The sequence below is a fragment of the Paraburkholderia bryophila genome, assembly GCF_003269035.1.
In the GTDB taxonomy this organism is placed as follows: Bacteria; Pseudomonadota; Gammaproteobacteria; order Burkholderiales; family Burkholderiaceae; genus Paraburkholderia; species Paraburkholderia bryophila.
Genome location: NZ_QLTK01000012.1, coordinates 89851 through 112485 on the forward strand (window position 1 = coordinate 89851; position 22635 = coordinate 112485).

The 22635-nt window shown below is 63.6% G+C and carries 19 protein-coding genes; 3 read left to right on the forward strand and 16 right to left on the reverse strand.

All coding sequences use genetic code 11. The features are described 5' to 3' along the window. Positions 1-7 precede the first annotated feature (7 nt). The 9 genes from hslU to BX591_RS18810 form a co-directional block, all read right to left on the reverse strand. Complete coding sequence (hslU, locus tag BX591_RS18770; RefSeq protein WP_111932864.1) at positions 8-1354, reverse strand: ATP-dependent protease ATPase subunit HslU; 1347 nt, start codon at positions 1352-1354, stop codon at positions 8-10. Positions 1355-1363: 9 nt separating this feature from the next. Next, entirely contained in the window at positions 1364-1900 is a 537-nt protein-coding gene (gene hslV / locus BX591_RS18775) for an ATP-dependent protease subunit HslV (protein WP_105511655.1), read from the reverse strand. Between the two features lie 323 nt (positions 1901-2223). Then, a complete protein-coding gene (dksA, locus tag BX591_RS18780; protein WP_012431412.1) occupies positions 2224-2643 on the reverse strand; it encodes an RNA polymerase-binding protein DksA in 420 nt (139 codons plus the stop codon). Positions 2644-3338: 695 nt separating this feature from the next. Further along, positions 3339-4439, reverse strand: a complete 1101-nt coding sequence (locus BX591_RS18785) for a CobW family GTP-binding protein (protein WP_111932865.1) — start codon at positions 4437-4439, stop codon at positions 3339-3341. Positions 4440-4664: 225 nt separating this feature from the next. Continuing rightward, positions 4665-5867, reverse strand: a complete 1203-nt coding sequence (locus BX591_RS18790) for a class I SAM-dependent rRNA methyltransferase (RefSeq protein ID WP_111932866.1) — start codon at positions 5865-5867, stop codon at positions 4665-4667. 91 nt (positions 5868-5958) lie between these two features. Beyond that, the gene (gene xerC / locus BX591_RS18795) at positions 5959-6882 is read right to left on the reverse strand and encodes a tyrosine recombinase XerC (protein WP_111932867.1); all 924 of its coding nucleotides are present in this window, start codon (positions 6880-6882) and stop codon (positions 5959-5961) included. Between the two features lie 94 nt (positions 6883-6976). After that, positions 6977-7708: a DUF484 family protein gene (locus BX591_RS18800; RefSeq protein WP_111932868.1), complete on the reverse strand. Its 732-nt coding sequence runs from the start codon at positions 7706-7708 to the stop codon at positions 6977-6979. A gap of 59 nt (positions 7709-7767) precedes the next feature. Continuing rightward, a complete protein-coding gene (gene dapF / locus BX591_RS18805) occupies positions 7768-8664 on the reverse strand; it encodes a diaminopimelate epimerase (protein ID WP_111932869.1) in 897 nt (298 codons plus the stop codon). A gap of 34 nt (positions 8665-8698) precedes the next feature. Continuing rightward, a complete protein-coding gene (locus BX591_RS18810; RefSeq protein ID WP_111932870.1) occupies positions 8699-9583 on the reverse strand; it encodes a lipid A biosynthesis lauroyl acyltransferase in 885 nt (294 codons plus the stop codon). Positions 9584-9860: 277 nt separating this feature from the next. On the opposite strand from BX591_RS18810, the gene metK reads away from it, so the two are divergent. Next, on the forward strand, positions 9861-11051 hold the full coding sequence (gene metK, locus BX591_RS18815; protein WP_111932871.1) for a methionine adenosyltransferase: 1191 nt from the start codon (positions 9861-9863) through the stop codon (positions 11049-11051). A 114-nt stretch (positions 11052-11165) separates the two neighbouring features. Here the strand turns inward: metK and BX591_RS18820 are convergent, their stop codons facing one another. Next, a complete protein-coding gene (locus BX591_RS18820) occupies positions 11166-11534 on the reverse strand; it encodes a hypothetical protein (RefSeq protein ID WP_111932872.1) in 369 nt (122 codons plus the stop codon). Between the two features lie 655 nt (positions 11535-12189). Here BX591_RS18820 and BX591_RS18825 point away from each other — a divergent pair. Beyond that, the gene (locus tag BX591_RS18825; RefSeq protein WP_111932873.1) at positions 12190-12951 is read left to right on the forward strand and encodes a phytanoyl-CoA dioxygenase family protein; all 762 of its coding nucleotides are present in this window, start codon (positions 12190-12192) and stop codon (positions 12949-12951) included. Between the two features lie 2 nt (positions 12952-12953). On the opposite strand, the gene BX591_RS18830 is transcribed toward BX591_RS18825, so the two are convergent. Continuing rightward, complete coding sequence (locus tag BX591_RS18830) at positions 12954-13160, reverse strand: DUF3185 family protein (RefSeq protein WP_111932874.1); 207 nt, start codon at positions 13158-13160, stop codon at positions 12954-12956. A 235-nt stretch (positions 13161-13395) separates the two neighbouring features. On the opposite strand from BX591_RS18830, the gene mgrA reads away from it, so the two are divergent. After that, positions 13396-14439 carry an L-glyceraldehyde 3-phosphate reductase gene (mgrA, locus tag BX591_RS18835; protein WP_111932875.1) on the forward strand — a complete coding sequence of 348 codons (1044 nt, stop codon included), beginning with the start codon at positions 13396-13398 and terminating at the stop codon, positions 14437-14439. 75 nt (positions 14440-14514) lie between these two features. On the opposite strand, the gene BX591_RS18840 is transcribed toward mgrA, so the two are convergent. The 5 genes from BX591_RS18840 to BX591_RS18860 form a co-directional block, all read right to left on the reverse strand. Continuing rightward, a complete protein-coding gene (locus tag BX591_RS18840; RefSeq protein WP_073430315.1) occupies positions 14515-14700 on the reverse strand; it encodes a hypothetical protein in 186 nt (61 codons plus the stop codon). A gap of 276 nt (positions 14701-14976) precedes the next feature. Further along, positions 14977-16272, reverse strand: coding sequence for an MFS transporter (locus BX591_RS18845; protein WP_111932876.1), 1296 nt, complete (start codon positions 16270-16272; stop codon positions 14977-14979). A gap of 104 nt (positions 16273-16376) precedes the next feature. Beyond that, complete coding sequence (locus BX591_RS18850; protein WP_244147055.1) at positions 16377-17879, reverse strand: efflux transporter outer membrane subunit; 1503 nt, start codon at positions 17877-17879, stop codon at positions 16377-16379. Positions 17880-17911: 32 nt separating this feature from the next. Continuing rightward, entirely contained in the window at positions 17912-19228 is a 1317-nt protein-coding gene (locus BX591_RS18855) for an efflux RND transporter periplasmic adaptor subunit (RefSeq protein ID WP_111932878.1), read from the reverse strand. An 82-nt stretch (positions 19229-19310) separates the two neighbouring features. After that, positions 19311-22493 carry an efflux RND transporter permease subunit gene (locus BX591_RS18860; RefSeq protein ID WP_111932879.1) on the reverse strand — a complete coding sequence of 1061 codons (3183 nt, stop codon included), beginning with the start codon at positions 22491-22493 and terminating at the stop codon, positions 19311-19313. Between the last annotated feature and the right edge of the window lie 142 nt (positions 22494-22635).

The window sequence follows — 22635 nt, forward strand, 5'->3', positions numbered from 1 at the left end:
ACAAGTATCACAGCACGTAACGCGACAGATCTTCGTCTTCCGCCACTTCGTTCAGCGCGCGATCCACATACGCCGCGTCGATCTGCACCGTCTTGCCCGAGTGGTTGCCGGCCGCGAACGAGACCTCTTCCAGCAGTTTTTCGATCACCGTGTACAAGCGGCGTGCGCCGATGTTCTCGGTCTTCTCGTTCACCGAGTACGCGATTTCGGCGAGACGGCGAATGCCGTCGTCGGCGAATTCGAGGTGCACGTCTTCCGTGGCGAGCAGCGCCTGGTATTGCTTGACGAGGCTCGCGTCCGTGGACACCAGGATCGATTCGAAGTCGTTCACCGACAGCGAGTCCAGTTCGACGCGGATCGGGAAACGGCCCTGCAGTTCCGGAATCAGATCGCTCGGCTTGGCCAGATGAAACGCACCGTTCGCGATGAACAGAATGTGGTCGGTCTTCACCATGCCGTACTTGGTGTTGATCGTGGTGCCTTCCACCAGCGGCAGCAGATCGCGCTGCACGCCCTGACGCGACACCTCACCGCCGCCGGCTTCGGCGCGCGACGCGATCTTGTCGATCTCGTCGAGGAACACAATGCCGTTCTGCTCGACGTTCTGCACCGCCTTGGTTTTCACCTCTTCGTCGTTCAGCATCTTGCCGGCTTCTTCGTCCGTGAGGACCTTCAGCGCTTCCTTCACCTTCAGCTTGCGACGCGTTTTCTTGCCGCCGCCAATGTTCGCGAACATGGAACGGATCTGCTCGGTCATGTCTTCCATGCCCGGCGGCCCCATGATGTCCATGGCACCTTGCGGCTGTTCGACGTCGAGCTCGATTTCCTTGTCGTCGAGCAGGCCTTCGCGCAGGCGCTTGCGGAAGGTGTGGCGCGTGGTGCTGCCTTCGTCCGCGGTGTCGACGGCGCTCGAACTCGCGCCGAAGCCCACCGGGCGCGCGCTCGGCAAGAGAATATCGAGGATGCGGTCTTCGGCCTGATCTTCGGCCTTGGTGCGCACTTTGCGCATTTCCGTTTCGCGCGTTTGCTTGACGGAGATTTCGATCAGATCGCGCACGATGCTGTCGACGTCGCGGCCCACGTAACCGACTTCGGTGAACTTGGTCGCTTCGATCTTGATGAACGGCGCGTCGGCCAGCTTCGCCAGACGCCGCGCGATTTCGGTTTTGCCGACGCCGGTCGGTCCGATCATCAGAATGTTTTTGGGCGTGATTTCCTGGCGCAGCGGTTCTTCAACCTGCTGACGCCGCCAGCGATTACGCAGCGCCACGGCCACCGCTTTTTTCGCGCGGCCTTGACCGATGATGTGTTTGTCGAGTTCCGAGACGATCTCGGCAGGGGTCATGGTGCTCATCGTAGGTCCTTACTCGATCGTCTCGATGACGCGGTTATGGTTCGTGTAGATGCACATGTCGCCGGCAATTTCCAACGACTTCTCCACGATTTCGCGGGGTGACATCTCGGTGTTCTGAGCCAGCGCGATCGCGGCGGCTTGTGCGTACGAGCCGCCCGAACCGATCGCGCAGATGCCGCCTTCCGGATCGAGCACGTCGCCGTTACCGGTGATGACGAGCGTGGTGGTTGCGTCCGCAGTAATCAGCATGGCTTCGAGCCGGCGCAGCATGCGGTCGGTGCGCCAGTCTTTCGCGAGTTCGACGGCCGCGCGGGTGAGATTGCCCTGATGTTTTTCCAGCTTCGCTTCGAAGCGGTCGAGCAGCGAGAACGCGTCTGCCGTGCCGCCGGCGAAGCCGACCAGCACCTTGCCGTTGTAGATGCGCCGGACCTTCTTCGCACCGCCTTTCATGACGATGTTGCCCAGTGTCACCTGGCCGTCGCCGCCGAGCGCGACCTTGTCGCCGCGCCGCACGGAGACGATCGTCGTGCCGTGAAATTGCTCCATATGCGTTCCTCTTTGCAAAACGGGTAGGACGCGGCAGCACGATGCACCACCGCATGAATCCTGAAAGCGGACGGCGCGCGGCGCTCGGATCAACCGGCCTGGCGCGCGCTCGTGCAGCGCATGTTTAGTTTATTTTAGGGCGTACGCGGTCATATCAAGAGCCGGCAAAAGGCATAGGACAAAAAACGGTGTGTCGGCGCAAGGCCGGGCTGACAGTGAACGCATGAAAGCGTCGCACAAAAGAAAAAAGGCGCACGGATCACCGTGCGCCTCTCGACGAAGCAGCGTTTGAGGGCGCGGAGCCGAAGCCGCGCCGCAGGCGTTCAGTCGCCGAACAGCTTCTGGCGCAGTTCGCGGCGTTCCTGCGCTTCGAGCGACAGGGTGGCCGTGGGCCGTGCGAGCAGACGCGGAATGCCGATCGGCTCGCCGGTTTCTTCGCACCAGCCGTAGTCGCCCGAATCGATACGCGCGATCGATTGCTGCACCTTCTTCAGCAGCTTGCGTTCGCGGTCGCGCGTGCGCAGTTCGAGCGCATGCTCTTCCTCGATCGTGGCGCGGTCGGCCGGGTCCGGCACGATTACCGTTTCGCGCAGGTTCTCGGTCGTCTGGCCGGCATTGCGGAGAATGTCCGCTTGCAACTGTTCGAGCTTGTTCTTGAAGAAAGCGAGCTGATCCTCGTTCATGTAATCCTTGTCGCTCATCTTCAGGATTTCGGCTTCGGTCAAGAGTCGTTTCGTCGTCATCTGGCTTACTTCTTCAATGTGAGGCAAAACTCTTACATAGTGCCCGCACTTTCGTATTGCCCGCAAAGGCGCCTTGAAGACGCTGAGCGCAGGGCAGGCACGGACGATGGACTGTCGTGACGCCGAAGCGCCTGGCGCCCACACGCCGGGCGTCGCAGCGCCTATGCGGGGCCGAACTCCTCTGGAAACCGATTCTCAAATGCTCCTGAGGTATTGCTTGCCGGCAGCGCGCCTGTTCAGGCGCTGCCAGCCGGCATTGTCGGCGTGATTCCGGACAAGATTTTCCGGCGCCGTTTCAGGCCCGGCGCGGGATACGCGCTGACCGGGCAATTCGTTGTCATTCTCCAGTGGGCACGTATTGTAACTGAATCACAATCCGGCACCGCATCTCGCGAAAATCCCCGGCGGCGCGCCGATATCCCGAAAATATAACGCGCGCCAGACCAAAAAGCGATGGTCGTGCACGCTTTAATACAGCAGGGTTTTCACGCGCTTTTCACACGCGCGACATTTCAGCGGGCTTTCGGTCGCCATCTGCTCGTATTCAGCAGAGGATTGCCGCGCCGGGCGTCATGCAGCACGCGTATTTAGGAGCCCAATAGCACGGCGCGTGCCGCGTCCACGGTGTCGTGCGCGCCATAGCGCACCGCAGCGTCGCCGAGGCGCGGGCGTTACCCGGTGCCCTCGGCAGGGCGTTACACGAGGCAGGCGTCCAGTCCGTCGGTGATCAGGTCTTGCGGCAGTTCGATGCCGATAAACACCATCTTGTTGGTCTTTTTCTCGATCGGCTGCCATTTCGCGGCCAGATCGCTGCCCATCATCTGATGCACGCCCTGGAACACGACTTTACGGTCGACGCCCTTCATATACAGCACGCCCTTGTAGCGCAGCAGGCGTTCGCCATAGATCTGCAGGATGCCGCCGAGGAAGTCTTCCAGCTTGTTCGGATCGAACGGGCGATCGTTGCGGTAGACGAACGACTTGATCTTGTCGTCGTGGTGCGCATGGTGGTGATGCGCGTGATCGTGGCCTTCGTGATCGCACTTGCCGTGGTCGTGATCGCAGTCGGCATGATCGTGATCGTCGTGGGCGTGCGTGTGACCGTGCTCGTCGTGCGCGTGAGCGTGGCTGTGCGCGTGTTCGTCTTCGGCGAGGAAGTCCGGGTCGATTTCGAGCTTCGAATTCAGGTTGAAGCCGCGCAGGTCGAAGATTTCCTTGATGTCCGCTTCGCCGAAATTGACGACCTTGATGGCTGCTTTCGGGTTCATGTGCAGCAGACGGTGGCGCAGCGCGTCCACGTGCTGTTCGTCGACGAGGTCGGCCTTGGTGATGAACAGGCGATCGGCGAAACCGACCTGGCGCTGCACCACTTCGTGCTCGTCCAGCTGGTGGTTCGCGTGCTTGGCGTCGACCAGCGTGATGATCGCGTCGAGCAGGAATTCGTCGGCGATCTGGTTGTCCATGAAGAAGGTTTGCGCGACCGGGCCCGGATTCGCGAGACCGGTGGTTTCAATCACCACGCGGTCGAAGTCGAACTCGCCCGCCTGCTTCTTCGCGGCCAGATCGCCCAGCACGCGCGCGAGGTCGCCGCGGATCGTGCAGCAGATGCAGCCGTTGCTCATCTGGATGATCTGCTCGGTCGTGTCCTGCACGAGAATTTCGTTGTCGATGTTCTCTTCGCCGAACTCGTTCTCGATCACGGCGATCTTCATGCCGTGCTTTTCGTTCAGGATGCGCTTGAGCAGGGTGGTTTTGCCGCTGCCGAGAAAGCCGGTGAGGATAGTGACTGGGATCATGAGGGTCGCCTGTATCTGGTTGTGCGTGAAACTTGCGGAATCTGAGCGTGGGCCGGGAACTGTGGTCCGTGAACTATGAAGCGGGGCGCGCAAGCCGGTGGCGCGCAGCCCTGCCTGACCGGTTATTGAAACATATCTGTCAAGCCGGCGCAGGCAGGCGCTTTCGGGCTCGTTCCTCGAACGCCGCGCTGCCGACGCGCGAAATAACCCTGAAGCTATGGGCGATCAGGCGATTTGCAACAGCAGGCCCTTCAGGTATTCACCTTCCGGGAACGCGGTGAGCAGCGGATGATCCACGCCGGCGCCGAGCCGCTTGAGAATCCGTGCGTCGACCCGCGCGTCGGCGGCCGCACTGGAGACGATCTTCTGGAACAGCTCCGAGTCGATCGCGCCGGAGCACGAGTAGGTGAACAGCAGGCCGCCCGGCCGCAGCAGTTTCAAGCCGGTCAGATTGATGTCCTTGTAAGCGCGCGACGCGCGGTCCACGTGTTCTTTCGACGGCGCGAACTTCGGCGGATCGAGCACGACCAGGTCGAAGCGCTCGCCTTCGTCGTACAGACGACGCAGCGTCTTGAAGGCGTCGGCGTCGAGCCACGTTGCGCGTTCGGCGTCGAAGCCGTTGGCCGCGACGTTCTGCTGCGCGATCGCCAGCGCGTCGCCGGACGAATCGATCGACACCACTCGTTTGGCGCCGCCCTTCAGCGCCGCCAGCGAGAAACCGCCGGTGTAGCAGAAGCAGTTCAGCACCTCGCGATCCTGCGCGAGGTGCTGCACCAGCAGGCGATTGTCGCGCTGATCGACATAGAAGCCGGTCTTGTGGCCGTTGCGCACGTCGACGTGATAGCGCACGCCGTTTTCGCTCGCGATCAACGCGTCCGACGGTGCTTCGCCCGCCAGCACGCCGGTGATCTGTTCGAGTCCTTCTTTCTGGCGGATCGACACGTCCGAGCGTTCGTAGACGTTCGGGCAGCCGGTCGCCTCAGCCAGCGCGGCGACGATCGCGTCCTTCCACGCCTCGACGCCCGCGGCCATGAACTGGCAGACCAACTGGCTGCGCTGGCCTTCGTCCTCGGCGACGTAGTGGTCGACGATCAGGCCGGGCAGGCCGTCCGCTTCGCCGAAAATCAGCCGCACCGCGCCGGTGTCGTGCACCATGGTTTGCCGATGCGCGAGCGCGCGCTGCACGCGGCGCTTGAAGAACGCGTGATCGATCGGCTCGCTTTCGTCGAAGCTCCACACCCGCGCGCGGATCTGCGAATGCGGGCTGTAGGCGGCGCGTGCGAGGAAGCGGCCGTCGTGCGCGCGCACCAGCACGGTGACGCCGGGCGCGGGATTGCCGTCGACGCGATCGATCGCGTTGGCATAAACCCACGGATGGCGGCGCAGCAGCGACTTTTCTTTCGACGGTTTGAGCGTAACGATATTCATCAGGGTGTCAGCAGTGCATTAAGCCGCGCGGCAAAACGCACGCGGCGAGTGAAGCGAAACCGGAGACTGTCAACCGCTACGGCGAGCGGAATCAGTCGCGTTTTTTGGCGCGCGGATGCGCCTTGTCGTAGACGTGCGCGAGATGCTGGAAATCGAGCGCGGTATAGACCTGTGTGGCGGTGATGCTGGCATGGCCGAGCAGTTCCTGCACCGCGCGCAGATCGCCGCTCGACTGCAACACATGCGTGGCGAACGAATGCCGCAACACGTGCGGATGCACGTTGGCGGGAATGCCGGCGGCGAGCGCCGCGCGTTTCACGCGCTCGCGCGTCACGTTCGGCGACAGCCGGTTGCCGCGCGCCGACAGAAACAGCGGATGCGGGTCGTGCTTCACCATCTGGTCGCGCACGGCTAGCCACGCGTTCAACGCCGCCAGCGCCTTGCTGCCGACCGGCACGATGCGGCGCCGGTTGCCCTTGCCGAGCACTTCGACTTCGGCGGCATCCAGCTTGAGCCAGCCGGCGGAGCGGTAACCGTCGGCATCGGCGAAGCGGGCGTCGAGGCCCACCAGTTCCGACAGCCGCAGACCCGACGAGTAGAACAGTTCGAGCATCGCATGATCGCGCAAGCCTTCGAGCGAGGCGGGCGGCGGGCTTTCCATCAGGCGCGTGGCGTCGTCGACGGATAGCGCTTTGGGCAGCGTTTTTGGCTGCTTCGGCGCACGCACGGTCGCGACCGGGTTGGCCGGCAGATCGACGCGGCCGGCGAGCCAGCGGTAAAACGCACGCCATGCCGACAGGCGGTGACTGATCGAGCGCGCCGTCAGGCCGCCCGCATGGGCGCGGGAAACGGCGCCGCGAATATCCACCGCGGTCAGGCTTTGCAGCGGCCGGCCCTTGGCCAGCGACCGGAGTTCGTCGAGTTCGTGGGTGTAGCCGCGCAGTGTGTGCGCCGACAGCCGCCGCTCATGTTCGAGATTCGACAGATAGGCGGCGATCGGGTCGGCTTCGGTCACGATAGGTTTTTAGTGGCGTTTAGCGACGTTTAGCGGCGTCTAGCGGCTGGGACGGCGGCTGGGACGGCGGCTGCGGAGGTTGCACGATCGGCGCTCAGCGCGGCAGCAGACGGCTCAGCGCGGCGCTGGCCAGCGCGCCGATCTGCGTCAGGAAATCGGTCGCCATGCCGTCGTGGAAGCGGCGCGCGTCGGCGGAGCCCATCACCAGCAGGCCGAAGGTCGGTGCTCCTTCCTTGCCTTCGGGGTCGCGCAACGCGAGCAGCGCGATCGATTCGGTGACGTGCGCGGCTTCGGACGGCGCTGCGCCGGCAGCGCTTTCGTCTGGCGCGGCAGGCGACGAATTCGCGGACGGCACCAGCCACTGCGCCGCCTCGAAGCCGGTGTTCGCGCCGCAATACGGCGTGGTCAGACTATTGGCGAAAATTCGCACTTCTTCACCGACGTGGCGCGCGAAGTCGGCTTGCGCATAAGGCTCGGCCACGTCCCACACGCGCAGCGCGGCTTGTGGCACGTCGAAGATATCGCGCAAACCGCTGGCGATCGTGCGCGGCAACGCGTACGGATCACGTTCAGCCATCACGCGGATGGTCCAGCGGTTGAATTTCGACGCGATGCTGTCGTTCTCGTGGCCGTAGCGCAGCAGCTCGGCGAGGCGGCGTTCGAGATGCTTGTTCTTGTCGCGCAGCATTTCCATCTGCCGTTCCTGCAGCGATACCGCGGCTTTGCCGTGCGGGTTCGCGAGCCGGATGGTCGCGAGTGTCTCCGCGTGGTCGGCGAAGAATTCGGGGTTGGCGAGCAGATATTCGGCGACTTCGCGATCGTTCATGGTTTCGGCTAAAGGACTACGGGGCGACGCCTTGAGGCGGCGCATCGTTCAATATGGGTTCAGGCGGCCGCAGTATTGACCGAATCTGCCAACGAATCGGTCAATTCAATCTCGCCTTCGAAGACGGTCGTCGCGGGGCCAGCCATCAGCAACGGTTCATCGGCTTTCGCACTGTCCCAGGTGATGGTCAGCTTGCCGCCATGCGTATGCACGAGCACCGGCGCCTGGAGCAAACCGCGCCGGATCCCGGCCGCGACCGCCGCGCACGCGCCCGTGCCGCAGGCCAGCGTTTCGCCGGCGCCGCGCTCGAACACTCGCAGCTTGATCTCGCTACGGCCGACGATCTGCATGAAGCCCGCATTCACGCGCTGCGGAAAGCGCGCATGACGCTCGATCACCGGGCCTTCGACCCGCACCGGAAACGCTTCGACGTCGTCGACCACTTGCACCGCGTGCGGATTGCCCATGGAGACCACCGAAATCCAGCGCGTCGTGCCGTTCACGTCGAGCGGCCAGAGCGTGTCGGCGCCTTCGCGGCGACCTTCGAGCCCCTTGGTGGCAAACGGCACGCGTTCCGGTTCGAACACCGGCATGCCCATGTCGACCAGCACCTCACCGTTTTCCTGCATGGTCAGTGTGAGGGTGCCGTTCTGCACCTGGACGCGCACGGTGCGTTGGTCGGTCAGGCCAGTGTCGCGCACGAACTTCACGAAACAGCGTGAGCCGTTGCCGCAATGTTCGACTTCGCCGCCGTCGCAATTGAAGATGCGATATCTGAAATCGACGCCCGCCACGGTGGGCTTTTCCACCACCAGCAACTGGTCGGCACCGACGCCAAAATGCCGGTCCGCGAGCGCGCGCACCTGCGCCGGCGTCAGGTTGACCGGTTGGGTGTAGCCGTCGAGCACGACGAAGTCGTTGCCCGCGCCGTGCATTTTGGTGAATTTCAGTTTCATCACGCTATTGTAAGTGACTCGCCCGCAACTGCGATTAATACACGCTGGGTTCGCCCGGCGGCCGGGTCTTGAAGCGCTTGTGCACCCAGTAGTATTGCTCGGGCATCAGCGGAATCTGTTCTTCCAGGAAGGCGTTCATGCGACGGGCGTCCGCTTCGTCGTCGCCGGTGGGGTAGTTGTCCCACGGTTTGAAAACCTTCAGCCGGTAACCCTTGTAGTTCGGCAGCACCTCGCCGATGAACGGCACGACCTGCGCATGCCCGACTTCCGCCAGACGGCCCACGGCGGTAAGCGTGCAGGTCGGAACGCCGAAGAACGGCACGAAGGTGGAGTTGCGCGTGCCGTAGTCCATATCGGCGCCCAGCATGACCGGCTTGCGGTCGCGCAGCCAGCGCAACACGATGCGGGCGCTGTCGGCGCGGCTTGCCATGTCCGCGCCGAAACGGCCGCGAGCCGCCTTCGCCACGTCGTCGAGCACTTTGTTGGACATGGGCTGGTAGAGCGCGCCGCACTGCCGGTGCAGCGAATAATTGATGAACACGGAGCCAGCCTCGATGCCGACGAAATGCGCGCCCAGCAACAGCGTGGGCGGCATATCCGGATCCAGCAGGTCGACCTCGCTGTCCACCTGAACGAGTTTCTTCAACTTCTCCGCCGAGCCGAACCACTGGACACTGCGTTCCATGTAACTGCGGATCGCGTGGCGAAAGTGCTTCTGCGCGATGTCCTCGCGATGCTCCGCGCTCCACTCCGGGAAACACAGGCTCAGGTTGACGTGAACGACGCGTTTGCGCTTGCTGGGAATCTGATAGAGCAGCCAGCCAAGTCCGTCGCCCAGTCTTGCCACGAAACCGTAGGGCAGCAGCGCCAGAAATTTGAGCAGGCCGATTGCCAGATGGGCGCCAAGACGACTCAGCATGCCGGCCCTCCGCTCAGGGCGTCGGGCGACGGTTGACTCAAGAAATTCTGGATCGGGTCGAAATGCAACACGGGTGGACACTCTGTGACAAACAAAGGAAGCCGCTATAATAAGGGCTTCGCCGAGTTAATAGACAACTTGCGGGGCGAAGCTGGCGGGTCCGATCCACGTGATAGGCCCCAACCAGTAAGGTATTCCGCTAAAGCGTCGCCGCTTCAAGGCTCCCGAAGCTGGCTACGTGAAACTCAACCGTAACCACACAACTGGAGTCTGCAACGTGGCAAACGACTATCTCTTCACCTCCGAATCCGTCTCCGAAGGCCATCCCGACAAAGTCGCGGATCAGATCTCGGACGCGATCCTCGACGCTATCCTGACGCAAGACAAGTACTCGCGTGTCGCGGCGGAAACGCTGTGCAACACGGGTCTGGTCGTGCTGGCCGGTGAAATCACCACCACCGCGAACGTCGATTACATCCAGGTCGCGCGCAATACGATCAAGCGCATCGGCTACGACAACACCGAATACGGCATCGACTACCGCGGCTGCGCGGTGCTCGTCGCGTACGACAAGCAATCGCCGGACATCGCGCAAGGCGTGGACCGCGCACACGACAATAACCTCGATCAAGGCGCCGGCGACCAGGGTCTGATGTTCGGTTACGCGTGTGAAGAAACGCCGGAACTGATGCCGTTGCCGATTCACCTGTCGCACCGCCTGGTGGAACGTCAGGCGAATCTGCGCCGCGACGGCCGTCTGCCGTGGCTGCGTCCGGATGCGAAGTCGCAGGTTACCGTGCGCTACGTCGACGGCAAGCCGCATTCGATCGACACCGTCGTGCTGTCCACGCAACATTCGCCGGATATCGACCTGGCCACGCTGCGCGAAGCCGTGATCGAAGAAGTCATCAAGCCGACGTTGCCGGCCGACCTGATCAAGGGCGACATCAAGTTCCTCGTGAACCCGACCGGCCGGTTCGTGATTGGCGGTCCGCAAGGCGATTGCGGCCTGACGGGCCGCAAGATCATCGTCGACACGTACGGCGGCGCGGCGCCGCACGGCGGCGGCGCGTTCTCGGGCAAGGACCCGTCGAAGGTCGACCGCTCGGCGGCCTACGCCGGCCGTTATGTCGCGAAGAACATCGTGGCCGCGGGCCTCGCGTCGCGCTGCCTGATTCAGGTGTCGTACGCGATCGGCGTCGCTCAGCCGACTTCGGTGATGGTCAACACGTTCGGCACGGGCCGCGTGTCGGATGCGACGATCACGCGCCTCGTGCAGGAGCATTTCGACCTGCGTCCGAAGGGCATCATCCAGATGCTCGACCTGCTGCGCCCGATCTACGAGAAGAGCGCGGCTTACGGTCATTTCGGCCGCGAAGAGCCGGAATTCACGTGGGAATCCATGGATAAGGCTTTGGCGCTCGCCGAAGCTGCCGGTACGGAACCAGTCGCTGCGCTGGCTGAATAAGCGCGGGCTGTCCGCTGACGAAAGAACCCCGCCGGGCGCGAGCCTGGCGGGGTTTTTTTTATTGCTTGTGCGCCGGTTGGGGCGAGCCGCAATGCAGCGCGCTTAACGACTTGCTTAGCGGCTCGCAAACGCGAACGCGAACCAGCCGGTGCTGCCGTTCGTCGACATGCGGCGCGGACGGCGGCTCGGGTTTTGCGGCGCGGCAGCCGGCGCGCGTGGCGGGGCTGCGAGGCGCAGCGGCGTCGGCTTGCGCAGCAGCGTGCGCAGCGAAAAACGCCGCGAACTGCCGTGCAGACGCAGCGCGGAGAAAAACGTGTGAAACCAGGTGCGAATGCCGTCGACCGCTTTGGCATCGCGCCAGTGTTCGCCCATCGCGCGGGTGCGCGTGGCATGGTGGCGCAGCGCGCGCACGACATGGCGGCGCGCCGGACGTGCCGCTTTCAGTGCGGCGCGGGTAAGGCGGGTATTCAGAAGAGTATGCATGGCTTCACAGGTGGGCAACGCGTCGCGTGTCGGAAGGTGCGTCAGTCAGAGCAGCAAATGTGCCAATGACAACGTCGCAAGAAACGGCGCGAATGCCCGGGATTCGATCGGAAAAGGCACGGAGGCCGGTGTTATTGGCCTTGGCGGCCAGTATGCGGCGCGCTGGTGCGGGAATGGCGTTAAACATGTATGCAGGCTACACGTGATTCATGACGTCAGAAAGTCGGTTTTTACCCTGCGGATCGGGGTTTTTACGGAGTGAAGCGATGGTGCGCGTCGACGGGGTCGCGCCCTTTGCGACCGATTATCGTGCGTGTTTGCCCATTTGACGTGCGGTCATTTTGACGCGTCGCGGGTGACGCGGTGCGCATTTAAGACTGGTTACCAGAAAAACGCGGATTCTTAATCCATTCGCGTTGAAAATGCGAGTTGAATGCGAGTTGAACGATTAATCCTCAGGCATTTTCCGATTGATTCGGAAATCCCCGATCATGGTTCATTACGTCGGTGAAGTAATTCGACTTCACGCTGACCTCGCGACGAACCGGCTATTCACCGATTTGCGCTACGTCTTCCCGCACGGCGAAACTGCGCACCGTCCGATCGCGCCCGCTTTACAATCGAGGGATCAGCTAGTCGACGGTAACGGAACACCATGTCACTTCATTCGAAGAAAGAGCAGATTCAGACGTTGCGGGAGCAGGGTTTTGTCGTGGTGCCCGGATTGGTGTCGCCCGAGCGCTGCGATGAGTTGAAGCAGATTGCATTGCGGCAATTGCACGAAGCGGCGGCGCCGATCGAGTTCGAAGCGGATCTGAAATACCCCGGCGCGCCGGATTCCAGACATGCGCCGGGCGGCCAGACGGTGCGGCGCCTGCTGGACGCGTACGGCCGCGCGCCGGCCTTTGCACAATGGGCCACCGCGCCGGAAATTCGCGGCTGGATGGAGTTGTATTTCGGCGAGGAACCGCGCCTGTCGCGGGCGCATCACAACTGCGTGATGACCAAGCATCCGGCCTACGGCAGTTTGACCGGCTGGCATCGCGACGTGCGGTACTGGTCGTTCGAGCGCGACGACCTGGTGTCGGTGTGGGTGGCGCTCGGCTCGGAAACGGTCGACAACGGCGCGCTGTGGCTGGTGCCCAAGTCGCACACTGCAGCCTTCACCTCCGAACGCTTCGACGAGGCCAAGTTTTTCCGCTCCGATCTGCCGGACAACGAGGCATGGATTCGCACCGCAGTGTCGCTCGAGCTCAAGGCCGGTGACGTGGTGTTCTTCCACTGCAATACGCTGCATTCGGCGGGCAAGAACCTCAGCGACCAGGTGAAGTTTTCACTGGTGTACACCTATCACGGCGCGAGCAATGTGCCGCTGCCGGGCAGCCGCTCGGCCGCCAAGCCCGAGGTGGCGTTCTGAGCTTAGCGTTTGCGCCCCGACAACGCGACGCCGGTCAGCCCGGCGATCGTGGCCGCCACGCCGGCGACGATCAGCATGATCGCCTTGTTGGTCGGCGAACCCGTAAAGACGCGCGATACCTCGCTGCTCACCGAGTTGAACGCCTGTCCGCCGAAATACAGCAGCACGATACCGCCGACAATCAGCGCGATTGAAATCGCTTTCGCCATCCAAGTCTCCCATCAGTTCGGTCCGCGCAAAGTGTAGGGGACGGGCAGGCAATCGTCCATCCCGCATACTGGGCCTCAGCAGGGTTCACGTCGATTGGCTACCATAACGGTCCAGCCGTCTATAACAACACGTCGACAACACGTCGAACGACACATCGCGCAGTACGCCTCCCGCAGCATGCGATTGCCTCACGCCCGCACTGGTTGGGCAACCTCAACTTCAAGGACACAAGCAATGGCTTACGAAGCAGCTTCAGAACGCTATTCGGACACGCAGTACCGCGTCTGCGGCAAGTCGGGTCTCAAACTGCCGGCGCTGTCGATCGGTCTGTGGCACAACTTCGGCGACACCACGCCGATTTCCACGCAGCGCGACATTCTGCGCACGGCCTTCGACCTCGGCATCACGCACTTCGACCTCGCGAACAATTACGGCCCGCCGTACGGCAGCGCCGAAACCAACTTCGGCCGCCTGTTCAAGGACGACTTCAAGCCGTATCGCGACGAGTTGCTGATTTCGTCGAAGGCTGGTTGGGACATGTGGCCGGGCCCGTACGGCCAGGGCGGCGGCTCGCGCAAGTACGTGCTCGCGAGTCTCGACCAGAGCCTGCAGCGCATGGGTCTCGACTACGTCGACATTTTCTATTCGCATCGTTTCGATGCCGATACGCCGCTCGAAGAAACCGCCGGTGCGTTGGCGACTGCGGTGCAGCAAGGCAAGGCGTTGTACGTCGGGATTTCGTCGTACTCGGCCAGCAAGACGCTCGAAATGGCGAAGCTGCTCGCCGAATACAAAGTGCCGCTGCTGATCCATCAGCCCGCGTACAACATGCTCAACCGCTGGATCGAGCACGAGTTGCTGGACACGCTCGAGCAGGTCGGCGCGGGTTCGATCGCGTTCACGCCGCTCGCGCAAGGTCTGCTGACCGGCAAGTATCTGAACGGCGTGCCGCAAGACGCGCGCGTCAATAAGCCGGGCGGCGGTTCGTTGAAGCAGGAGCATTTGAGCGAGCAGAACATCGAGCACGTGCGCAAGCTCAATGACATCGCGCAGCGTCGCGGCCAGAGCCTCGCGCAGATGGCGCTCGCCTGGGCGTTGCGCGACCCGCGCGTGACCTCGGTGCTGATCGGCGCGAGCCGGGCGGAGCAGGTGCGTGAGAACGTCGGCGCGTTGAAGAACCTCGCGTTCTCGAAGGAGGAGCTCGCGGAGATCGACCGCTACGCGACGGAAGGCGGCATCAACCTGTGGGAAAAGCCGTCGACGGATCAGGCGATCTGATCCCCGGCGCTTGCATGCGTAAGTTGCAGCAACAGAAAAAGCCGCCCGCGAGGCGGCTTTTTTGCGCCGGTTTCGCTAGACCAGCGCTGGCAGACCTTCGACCAGCACGACCGCGAACACGACGCCGAGCAGTGCGCCGAGCACCCGCAGCACGTTGTGCCGGAACTCCGTCTTGCAGGGCAGCGCGCCGACAAACAGGGCGCCGGCCAGCGCCATCGGAATCACCAGGATGAAATCGCCGATCGTGAAGTAGGTCGTCATAGTCGTCTCCATAACCTGATACTGGCTTGGGCAGCGGCGCCATGTTGGCGTCATGCAACTGCCTCGCCCGACGGTTCGAGTATAGGAGACGGTTTGACCGTCGTAACGACGTCTTGCGGCGCTGCAGCGCTTATTCGCAAGGCGCTGAACCCGGCGCGTCAAGGCTTGCCGCGATTGGCGCGGCGCAGCAAATAGGGCAAACACGGTGAAGCGTTTGCTTACGCCGGCCTTTCTCCTGGCGGCTATTTCATGCGGAGCGGATCGAAGCGTCCGCCGTCAAGCGGTGGAGCGTTCGCGGCCACGCAAACGAAGCGCCGCCAGCATGCCGATCAGGAGCAGCAGCCCGACGAGTCCCGCGACACCGTTCCATCCATAGTCGGCCCAGATGTGGCCGCCATAAGAACCGACCACGCTCGAACCGATGTAATACGCGAGCAGGTACAGTGCGGCGGCCTGCCCCTTGGCCTCTTTCGCGAGGCGTCCGACCCAGCCGCTCGCCACCGAGTGGCCGGCGAAGAAACCGAATGTCACGCAGGCAATGCCGAGCGCGATTGCCGCGAGCGGGTGCAACAGCGTGAGCGCGAGACCGAGCGCCATCAACAGCAGGCTCGCCGTCAGCACGCGTGCGCGGCCGAAGGTATCGGCCATGCGGCCCGACCACGGCGACGCGACCACGCCCGTCAGATAGACGACGAAGATCGCCCCGATCTCCGTCTGATTCAACCGGTAAGGCGGCGCGAGCAGCCGGTAGCCGATGTAGTTGTACAGCGTCACGAAGCTGCCCATCAGCACGAAGCCGAGCAGAAACAGCAACGGCAGCCCGGGCCGCGTGAACTGCTGCAACAATGCATGGCGGTGATGGCCGAAACCGAGTCCGCGACGCGGCACGAAATGGCGCGACGGCGGCAGCAGCGCGCGAAAGGCGAGCATGGACAGAATGCCGAGCACGCCGATCGTGCCGATCGCCACCCGCCACGAAAACAGATCCGCGACGACGCCGGTAATCACGCGCCCCGCCATCCCGCCGATCGCCGTGCCGCCGACGTACAGGCCCATGGCGAGCCCGAGTCCGTCGGGGTGGACTTCCTCGGCGAGATAGGCCATCGCGACGGCCGGCACGCCGCCGAGCGCGAGCCCTTCAAGCGCGCGCAATACCAGCAACTGATGCCACTGCGGCGCGATCGACACGCCGATGGTCAGCAGCGCCGACACGGTGAGCGACATTGTCATCAGCTTGTGACGGCTCCAGCCCTCCGATACGAAACCGGCGACGAAGATGGCGAGCGCCAGCGCCGCCGTGGTCACCGACAGCGACAGACTGCTTTGCGCGGGCGTCACGTTGAACGCCGTGGAAAAGGACGGCAGCAACGGCTGCACGCAGTACATCAGCGAGAACGTGGCGTAGCCGGCGAACAGCAGCGCGATGCTGGCGCGCCAGTAGGCGCGTGTGCCGCGTTCGAGGTAGGCGAGGCTGGCGATGTCGGGCGCGTCGGACAGGGACGCGCTCGACGATTCAGGCGAAGAGGGAACAGCCGAAGTAGCAGTCCGGTGGGATTCCGGCGACGCGGTCACGAAACAGTCTCCTTGGTGAGCGCGGGCGAGCGCGGGTGAGTCCAAGCTGTTAAGGATACGCTGAAAAAGCCGCCTGGATCGGCCAGCCGGGCACTAGCGGCGCGCTAACCGTGCGCCGCCGCCTCGCTCGCCGCCGCTGCCGGATGCACGATCTGCTCGCCGGTGGGCAGCGCGGACGCGTCCCAGCCGCCGCCCAACGCCTTGATCAACGCGACGCTCGCGGCCATCCGGCGGCGCGCGATCGACACTGCGTTGCGTTCACTGGTCAGCGCGGTGGTCTGCGCGACCACGACGTCGAGATAGGTGATCGCGCCGTTCCTGTAGCGGTTCGAGACGACCGCCAGCGAACGCTGCGCGGCGGCCACGGCATCGTCCTGCGCGGCGGCTTCCTGTTCGAGCACGCGCAACGCCGCCAGGTTGTCCTCGACTTCACCGAAGGCGCTCAGCACGGTCTGCCGGTATTGCGCGACGCTCTCGTCGTAGTGCGCGCGAGCTTGCTCTTTCACGGCGGCGCGTCCGCCGAAGTCGAGCAGCGTGCCGGTAAGCGCCGGTCCGAGCGACCATAGGCGGCTCGGCGCTACCAGCCATTGGCTGTAGTTGGTCGCTTCGAGCCCACCCGTCACCGACAGAATCAGGCTGGGGAAAAACGCCGCCGTCGCCACGCCGATCTGCGCATTCATGTCGGCGACATGACGCTCCGCCGCCGCGATGTCGGGGCGCCGTTCGAGCAGCGCCGACGGCACACCCGCAGCGGCCACGACCGGCACCGCGACGAGCGGCGCCACCGCCAGTGAAAACGTCGAAGGCGGCTGGCCGGTCAGGATCGCGATCGCGTGTTCGAGTTGGGCGCGTTGCACGCCGAGATCGAGTGCTTGCGCCTGAGTGGTCTTCAGTTGCGTTTGCGCCTGAGCGACGTCGGCGTCGGTTGCGATGCCGCCGGCGTAGCGGTGCTGCGTCAGATCGAGCGCTTCCGTGTAGGCCTTGAGGGTATCGTCGAGAAGCTGGCGTTCCCGATCGAGCCCGCGCAATTCGAAGTAGTCCGTCGCCAGTTCGGCCTGCATGGACAGCAGCGCGGCGTCGACGTCGGCGGCACCTGCTTGCGCTTCGGCCTTCGCGCCTTCGACGCTGCGCGACACGCGGCCCCACAAGTCAGGCTCCCACGAGGCGTCGGCCTGCACGAGGTAGTCGTTCAGCGTGAGACCGGCGGTCGACTTGTGTAGCACGTTGCTCGACCCTCGTGCGCGCGAATAGTCGCCGTTCGCGCTGACCACCGGGAAGTAAGTCGAACGATATTGCGCGACCGTTGCGCGCGCGGCGCGAAAGCGCGCTTCGGCGGCCTGCACGGTCTGGTTCGCGGTGGCGACCTGCTGTTCGAGCGCGTCGAGCGATGGGTCTGCGTAGACGTTCCACCAGGCGCCGCGCGTGAGCGTGTCGGCGGGTTGCGCGGGCATCCAGCCGGTGCCGTCGAGCTCCTTGTAGGTGGCGGCGGTCGCGGCGGGCGGTTTGACGTAATCGGGGCCGACGGTGCAAGCGGTGAACAGGCAGGCCGACGCTGAAGCGAGCGCCAGCGCCGGCATGCGCAAGGTGAGACGCTTGAGTCGAGGCATGCGAGCGCCGCGCGAGGGTGGCGTGGGCGAGTTCATGACGATGCGCTCGCGGATGGACTCGCGATAGGGCGAGCGCCCGGTGCGTTTGCCGCCGCACGGGAACCGCCGGACGTGTCGGACGTGCCGGCCGCACCTTCGCCGTTCGCCGCAGCACCCGCAGCACCCGCCGCCGCCTGGCGCGGCACGATCCGCACCGGTGCCCCGTCCACGATCGAATCCTGCGGATTCAGAATCACCTGCTCGTTGCCTTGCAAACCCGACGCGACCGCCACACGTGTACCGAAGTCGGTCCCTAGCGACACCGCGACCAGCTTCACCTTGTGCTGCGCGTCCACGGTCGCGACTTTCACGCCATCTGGGCGGAATAGAAACGCATTGCCCGGCAGCGTAAACGGCGCCGCGCCCGTACCCAACGCGAAGTGCACCTGCGCATACGCGCCGGGCAGCAGATCGCCGTTTCGATTGTCGACGTCCACTTCGACCAGCATGGTGCGCTGTTGCGGATCGACGGCGCCCGCGGTGCGCGCCACCGTCCCCGGATAGTGTTTCGACGGCGTCTCGGTCAGCGTCAGAAACGCGGTTTGTTGCGCGCGCACCTGTTGCGCGTAAGCCTGCGGCACGTTCACATACACCCGCAAGCGGTCGGCCTGCGCAACATGGAACAATTCCTTGGCCGGTCCGCCTGAACTGCCCGCGTCGATCAGTGCGCCCACATCCACGTTGCGCGCCGTGACGATGCCGTCGAACGGCGCATAGACCTTCTGGAACGATTGCGTCTTCTCCAGACGCGCAACGTTAAAGCGCGCCGCATCCAGCGTGCCTTTCTTCGCGAGCATGTCGCCGACTTTCTCGTCGGTTTCCTGCTTCGATACCGACTTGCTTTTCAGCATGTCGGTCCAGCGGTCGGCGGTGCTTTTCGCGAGCGCGTAGTTGGCGTCGGCATTCGCGAGATCGGCGCGCGCGGCGCGCAGTTGATCGTCCACTTCCGGCGTGTCGATTTCGGCGAGCAGCTGGCCGCTTTTCACGTGAGCGCCGATGTCCGCGTACCACTTCTTCAGATAGCCGTTGGTGCGCGCGTAGATCGGCGTATCGAGAAAGGCCTGCACATTGCCCGGCAGCACGAGATCGAGCCCGGCCGTCGACTTCTGCGGCCGCACGACTTCCACGCTGGTCTGGCTCGCGTGGTCGGCATCGCGTTCGAGCGCTGCGTGCGCGTCGTGGCGCGACCAGATGCCTTGCGCGGCGAGAACGATTACCACCACGGCCACCGCCACGGTGATCAATCGCATGCGTTTGGTTTTCGCCGCTTCGTGCGAGGTGCCGGAACCGTCCGGACGATGTGCTTCCATCAAACTTCCCCTGTGAAAATGCGTGGGCAGTCAGCGCTGCCTCTCGTCATGTTTGCCGTTGCGCTTGCCGCTGCGATGCACGTCATGGCTTCTGCACCACATGTTCCGCCGCGCGCAAACGCCGCGCCGCGAGTCGACGGTAAATCATCGAGAACACCACCGGCACGAAGATCAGCGTGGCCAGCGTGCCGATCGTCAAGCCGCCGATCACCGCGCGCCCCAGCGGCGCATTCTGCTCGCCGCCTTCGCCGAGACCGATCGCCATCGGTACCATGCCGATCACCATCGCGAGCGCCGTCATCAGCACCGGGCGGAAACGCGTGAAGCCCGCTTCGATCGCCGCGCGCGTCGCGTCGCCGTGTTCGAGCAGGCGTTCGCGCGCGAAGCTGATCACCAGAATCGAGTTCGCGGTCGCGATGCCGATACACATGATCGCGCCGGTGAGCGCCGGAATCGACAGCGTGGTGTGCGTGAGGAACAGCATCCAGACAATGCCCGCGAGCGCACCCGGCAACGCCGTGATGATGATGAACGGATCGAGCCATGACTGGAAATTCACCACGATCAGCAGATACACCAGCAGGATTGCGAACACGAGACCGGCGAACAGACCCGAGAATGAATCGTTCATGGTCTGCACCTGGCCGCGCACTTCGATGCTCGACGTTTTGGGCAATTCGGCCTTGGCCTCGTCGATGATCTTGCGGATATCGTCGGACACACCGCCGAGATCGCGGCCGTCCGCGGTGCCGTAAATGTCGATGGTGGTCTGCGCGTTGTAGTGGTTCAGCGTCGCGTTGCCGGCCTCGCGTTTCATGGTGGCGAGCGAGCCGAGAATATTGCCGCGGCCGTTCGCATTCAGCGGGATGTTGGCGAGCGATTGCAGCGAATCGATCGTGTATTGCGGCGCTTCCGTGATCACGTTGTAGCTGACGCCATTGCGCGGATTGAGCCAGAACGTCGGCGTGGTCTGCTGGCTGCCGGACAAGGTGATCAGCAGATTGCTCGCGATATCGCGCTGTGTGAAACCGGCTTGCTGCGCGCGCGTGCGATCCACGTCGATGAAAATGCGCGGCAAATCGGCGGGTTGCTGGATGCGCGCATCGGCGAGACCGGGCACTTTGCGCAGACGGTTCAGCAGGTTGGCCGCGAACACGCGATTGCCCGCCACATCGCGCCCCACGATCTGAATATCGATCGGCGATGGCATCCCGAAGTTGAGCGTCTGGCTGACGATATCCGCGGGCAGAAAGGCGAACTGCACGCCGGGGAATTCGTCGGTGAGCGTGCGGCGTAACGTGCGTACGTAGTCGGCGCTCGGGTGATGCTCGGGATTGAGCGTGATCAGCACGTCGGCGTCCGAGGTGCCGATCGTGCCGGTGTTGCTGTACGAGAGGTTGATACCCGAGACCGGCAGACCGATGTTGTCGATGATCGAATGCAGCTCTTCTTTCGGAATCAACTGGCGAATGCGCGTATCGACGCGATCCGTGACCACGGCGGTTTCTTCGACCCGCATACCGGTTTTGGCGCGCAGATGCAGCGCGATGGTGCCCGCATCGACGGCGGGGAAGAAGTCGCGGCCGAGGAACGGCATGAGGAACATCGACACGCCGCAGCACGCCAGAAACAGTGTCACGAACAGACCCGGCCGCGCCACCCGCGCTTCGAGAAACACGCGATAACGCTCGCGCAAACGCGCGAAGCCGCCTTCGAACGCGTAGTGCATGCGCATGAACGGATTGCGCGTTTGCGCCGGCGCGTGATGCGCGTCCGCCGGTTTATGGTGATGACGCAGCAGATATTTCGCGAGCGTCGGCACGAGCGTTCGCGAGAAGAAATACGAGGCCAGCATGGCGAACACCACCGCTTCGGCAAGCGGAATGAACAGGTAATGCGCGACGCCCGTCAGCAAGAACATCGGCACGAATACGATGCAGATCGACAAGGTCGACACCAGCGTCGGAATTGCGATCTGATGCGCGCCGTCGAGAATCGCCTGTTCGAGCGTCTTGCCCTGCTCGAGTTGATGGCTGATGTTTTCGATCGCGACCGTGGCATCGTCCACCAGAATCCCGACCGCGAGCGCGAGGCCGCCGAGCGTCATGATGTTGATGGTTTCGCCGAGCAGGGATAGCGCGATGATCGAGGTGATCATCGACAGCGGAATCGACACGGCGATGATCAACGTCGCGCGCCAGTTGCCGAGGAACAGCAGAATCATCAGGCCGGTGAGGCAGGCCGCGATCAGCGCCTCGCGCAGCACACCTTGCACCGAGGCGCGCACGAACAGCGATTGATCGGCCACGGGATCGATATTCAGCGAAGCGGGCACGAGATTGCGCAACGTCGGCATCATCGTCTTGATACGGTCGACGATTTCAAGCGTGGAGGTATTGCCGCTTTTGTTGATGGTCAGCAAGGCGGCGCGCTGGCCGTTCACCCGCACGATATTGGTCTGCGGCTGGAAACCGTCGCGCACGTGCGCGACGTCGCGGATATAGACGGTGCCGTTGGCCGTGGACCTGATCGGAATATCGTTGAGGCCGGCGAGCGAATCGGGGCTGCCGTTCATCTCCACCGAGTATTCGGTCGAGCCGATTTTCGCGGTGCCCGAGGGCAGGATCAGGTTCTGCGCGGTGACGGCGTTGACCACGTCAAGCGGCGACAGGTTGCGCTCCTGCAGCTTGCGCGAATCGATATCGACCATGATCTGCCGCTGCTTGCCGCCGTACGGCAACGGTGCCGACGCGCCCGGCACCGTGGCGAGCTGCGTCTTCAGGAAGTTGTTGCCGAAGTCGAATAGCTCCTGCTCGGTGAGCGAGGCCGACGACAGCGCGAGCCGCAGAATCGGCACCGTCGAGGCGTTGTAACGCAAGATGTTCGGCGGCGTGATGCCGGGCGGCAGCGAGCGCAATTGCGTCTGTGACAGCGCGGTGACTTCGGCGAGCGCTTCATCGATATTCGCGTGCGGCTGGAAAAAAATCTTGATGACCGCAATGCCGTTCAGCGAGGTCGATTCCGTGTGCTCGATATCGTTGACCGCCACCGACAAACCGCGCTCGTAATTCAGCACGATCCGTTTTTCCATCTCGTCCGCGGGCAGGCCGTTATATGACCAGATCACCGAGAGCACCGGAATGTCGATGTTGGGGAAGATATCGGTGGGCGTGCGCAGGATCGTCAGCGGCCCGACGATCAGCAGAAGCAGGGCCAGCACGACAAACGTATAAGGGCGCCGCAGCGCGAGGCGAACAATCCACATGGCTAGTCGCGCCGGTCGAAGCCGACAAGCGCGATACCCTTCACGCCGCCGTCACGCTGGACCCGCAGCGGACCCGGATAACGGCCGCAAGGCGACCCGGCGGCCCCGCCGGGCCGATTCAGCGGATCATTGTGTCGATGCA

What these genes read in the sequence shown, in the direction of transcription:
- BX591_RS18790 (WP_111932866.1), bottom strand. Translation starts at nt 5,867, where the DNA reads ATGAATATCGTTACGCTCAAACCGTCGAAAGAAAAGTCGCTGCTGCGC.
- hslV (WP_105511655.1), bottom strand. Translation starts at nt 1,900, where the DNA reads ATGGAGCAATTTCACGGCACGACGATCGTCTCCGTGCGGCGCGGCGAC.
- BX591_RS18810 (WP_111932870.1), bottom strand. Translation starts at nt 9,583, where the DNA reads ATGCTGAGTCGTCTTGGCGCCCATCTGGCAATCGGCCTGCTCAAATTT.
- BX591_RS18825 (WP_111932873.1), top strand. Translation starts at nt 12,190, where the DNA reads ATGTCACTTCATTCGAAGAAAGAGCAGATTCAGACGTTGCGGGAGCAG.
- BX591_RS18860 (WP_111932879.1), bottom strand. Translation starts at nt 22,493, where the DNA reads ATGTGGATTGTTCGCCTCGCGCTGCGGCGCCCTTATACGTTTGTCGTG.
- hslU (WP_111932864.1), bottom strand. Translation starts at nt 1,354, where the DNA reads ATGAGCACCATGACCCCTGCCGAGATCGTCTCGGAACTCGACAAACAC.
- BX591_RS18850 (WP_244147055.1), bottom strand. Translation starts at nt 17,879, where the DNA reads ATGCCTCGACTCAAGCGTCTCACCTTGCGCATGCCGGCGCTGGCGCTC.
- BX591_RS18820 (WP_111932872.1), bottom strand. Translation starts at nt 11,534, where the DNA reads ATGCATACTCTTCTGAATACCCGCCTTACCCGCGCCGCACTGAAAGCG.
- mgrA (WP_111932875.1), top strand. Translation starts at nt 13,396, where the DNA reads ATGGCTTACGAAGCAGCTTCAGAACGCTATTCGGACACGCAGTACCGC.
- BX591_RS18855 (WP_111932878.1), bottom strand. Translation starts at nt 19,228, where the DNA reads ATGGAAGCACATCGTCCGGACGGTTCCGGCACCTCGCACGAAGCGGCG.
- BX591_RS18800 (WP_111932868.1), bottom strand. Translation starts at nt 7,708, where the DNA reads ATGAACGATCGCGAAGTCGCCGAATATCTGCTCGCCAACCCCGAATTC.
- BX591_RS18785 (WP_111932865.1), bottom strand. Translation starts at nt 4,439, where the DNA reads ATGATCCCAGTCACTATCCTCACCGGCTTTCTCGGCAGCGGCAAAACC.
- dksA (WP_012431412.1), bottom strand. Translation starts at nt 2,643, where the DNA reads ATGACGACGAAACGACTCTTGACCGAAGCCGAAATCCTGAAGATGAGC.
- BX591_RS18840 (WP_073430315.1), bottom strand. Translation starts at nt 14,700, where the DNA reads ATGACGACCTACTTCACGATCGGCGATTTCATCCTGGTGATTCCGATG.
- BX591_RS18830 (WP_111932874.1), bottom strand. Translation starts at nt 13,160, where the DNA reads ATGGCGAAAGCGATTTCAATCGCGCTGATTGTCGGCGGTATCGTGCTG.
- dapF (WP_111932869.1), bottom strand. Translation starts at nt 8,664, where the DNA reads ATGAAACTGAAATTCACCAAAATGCACGGCGCGGGCAACGACTTCGTC.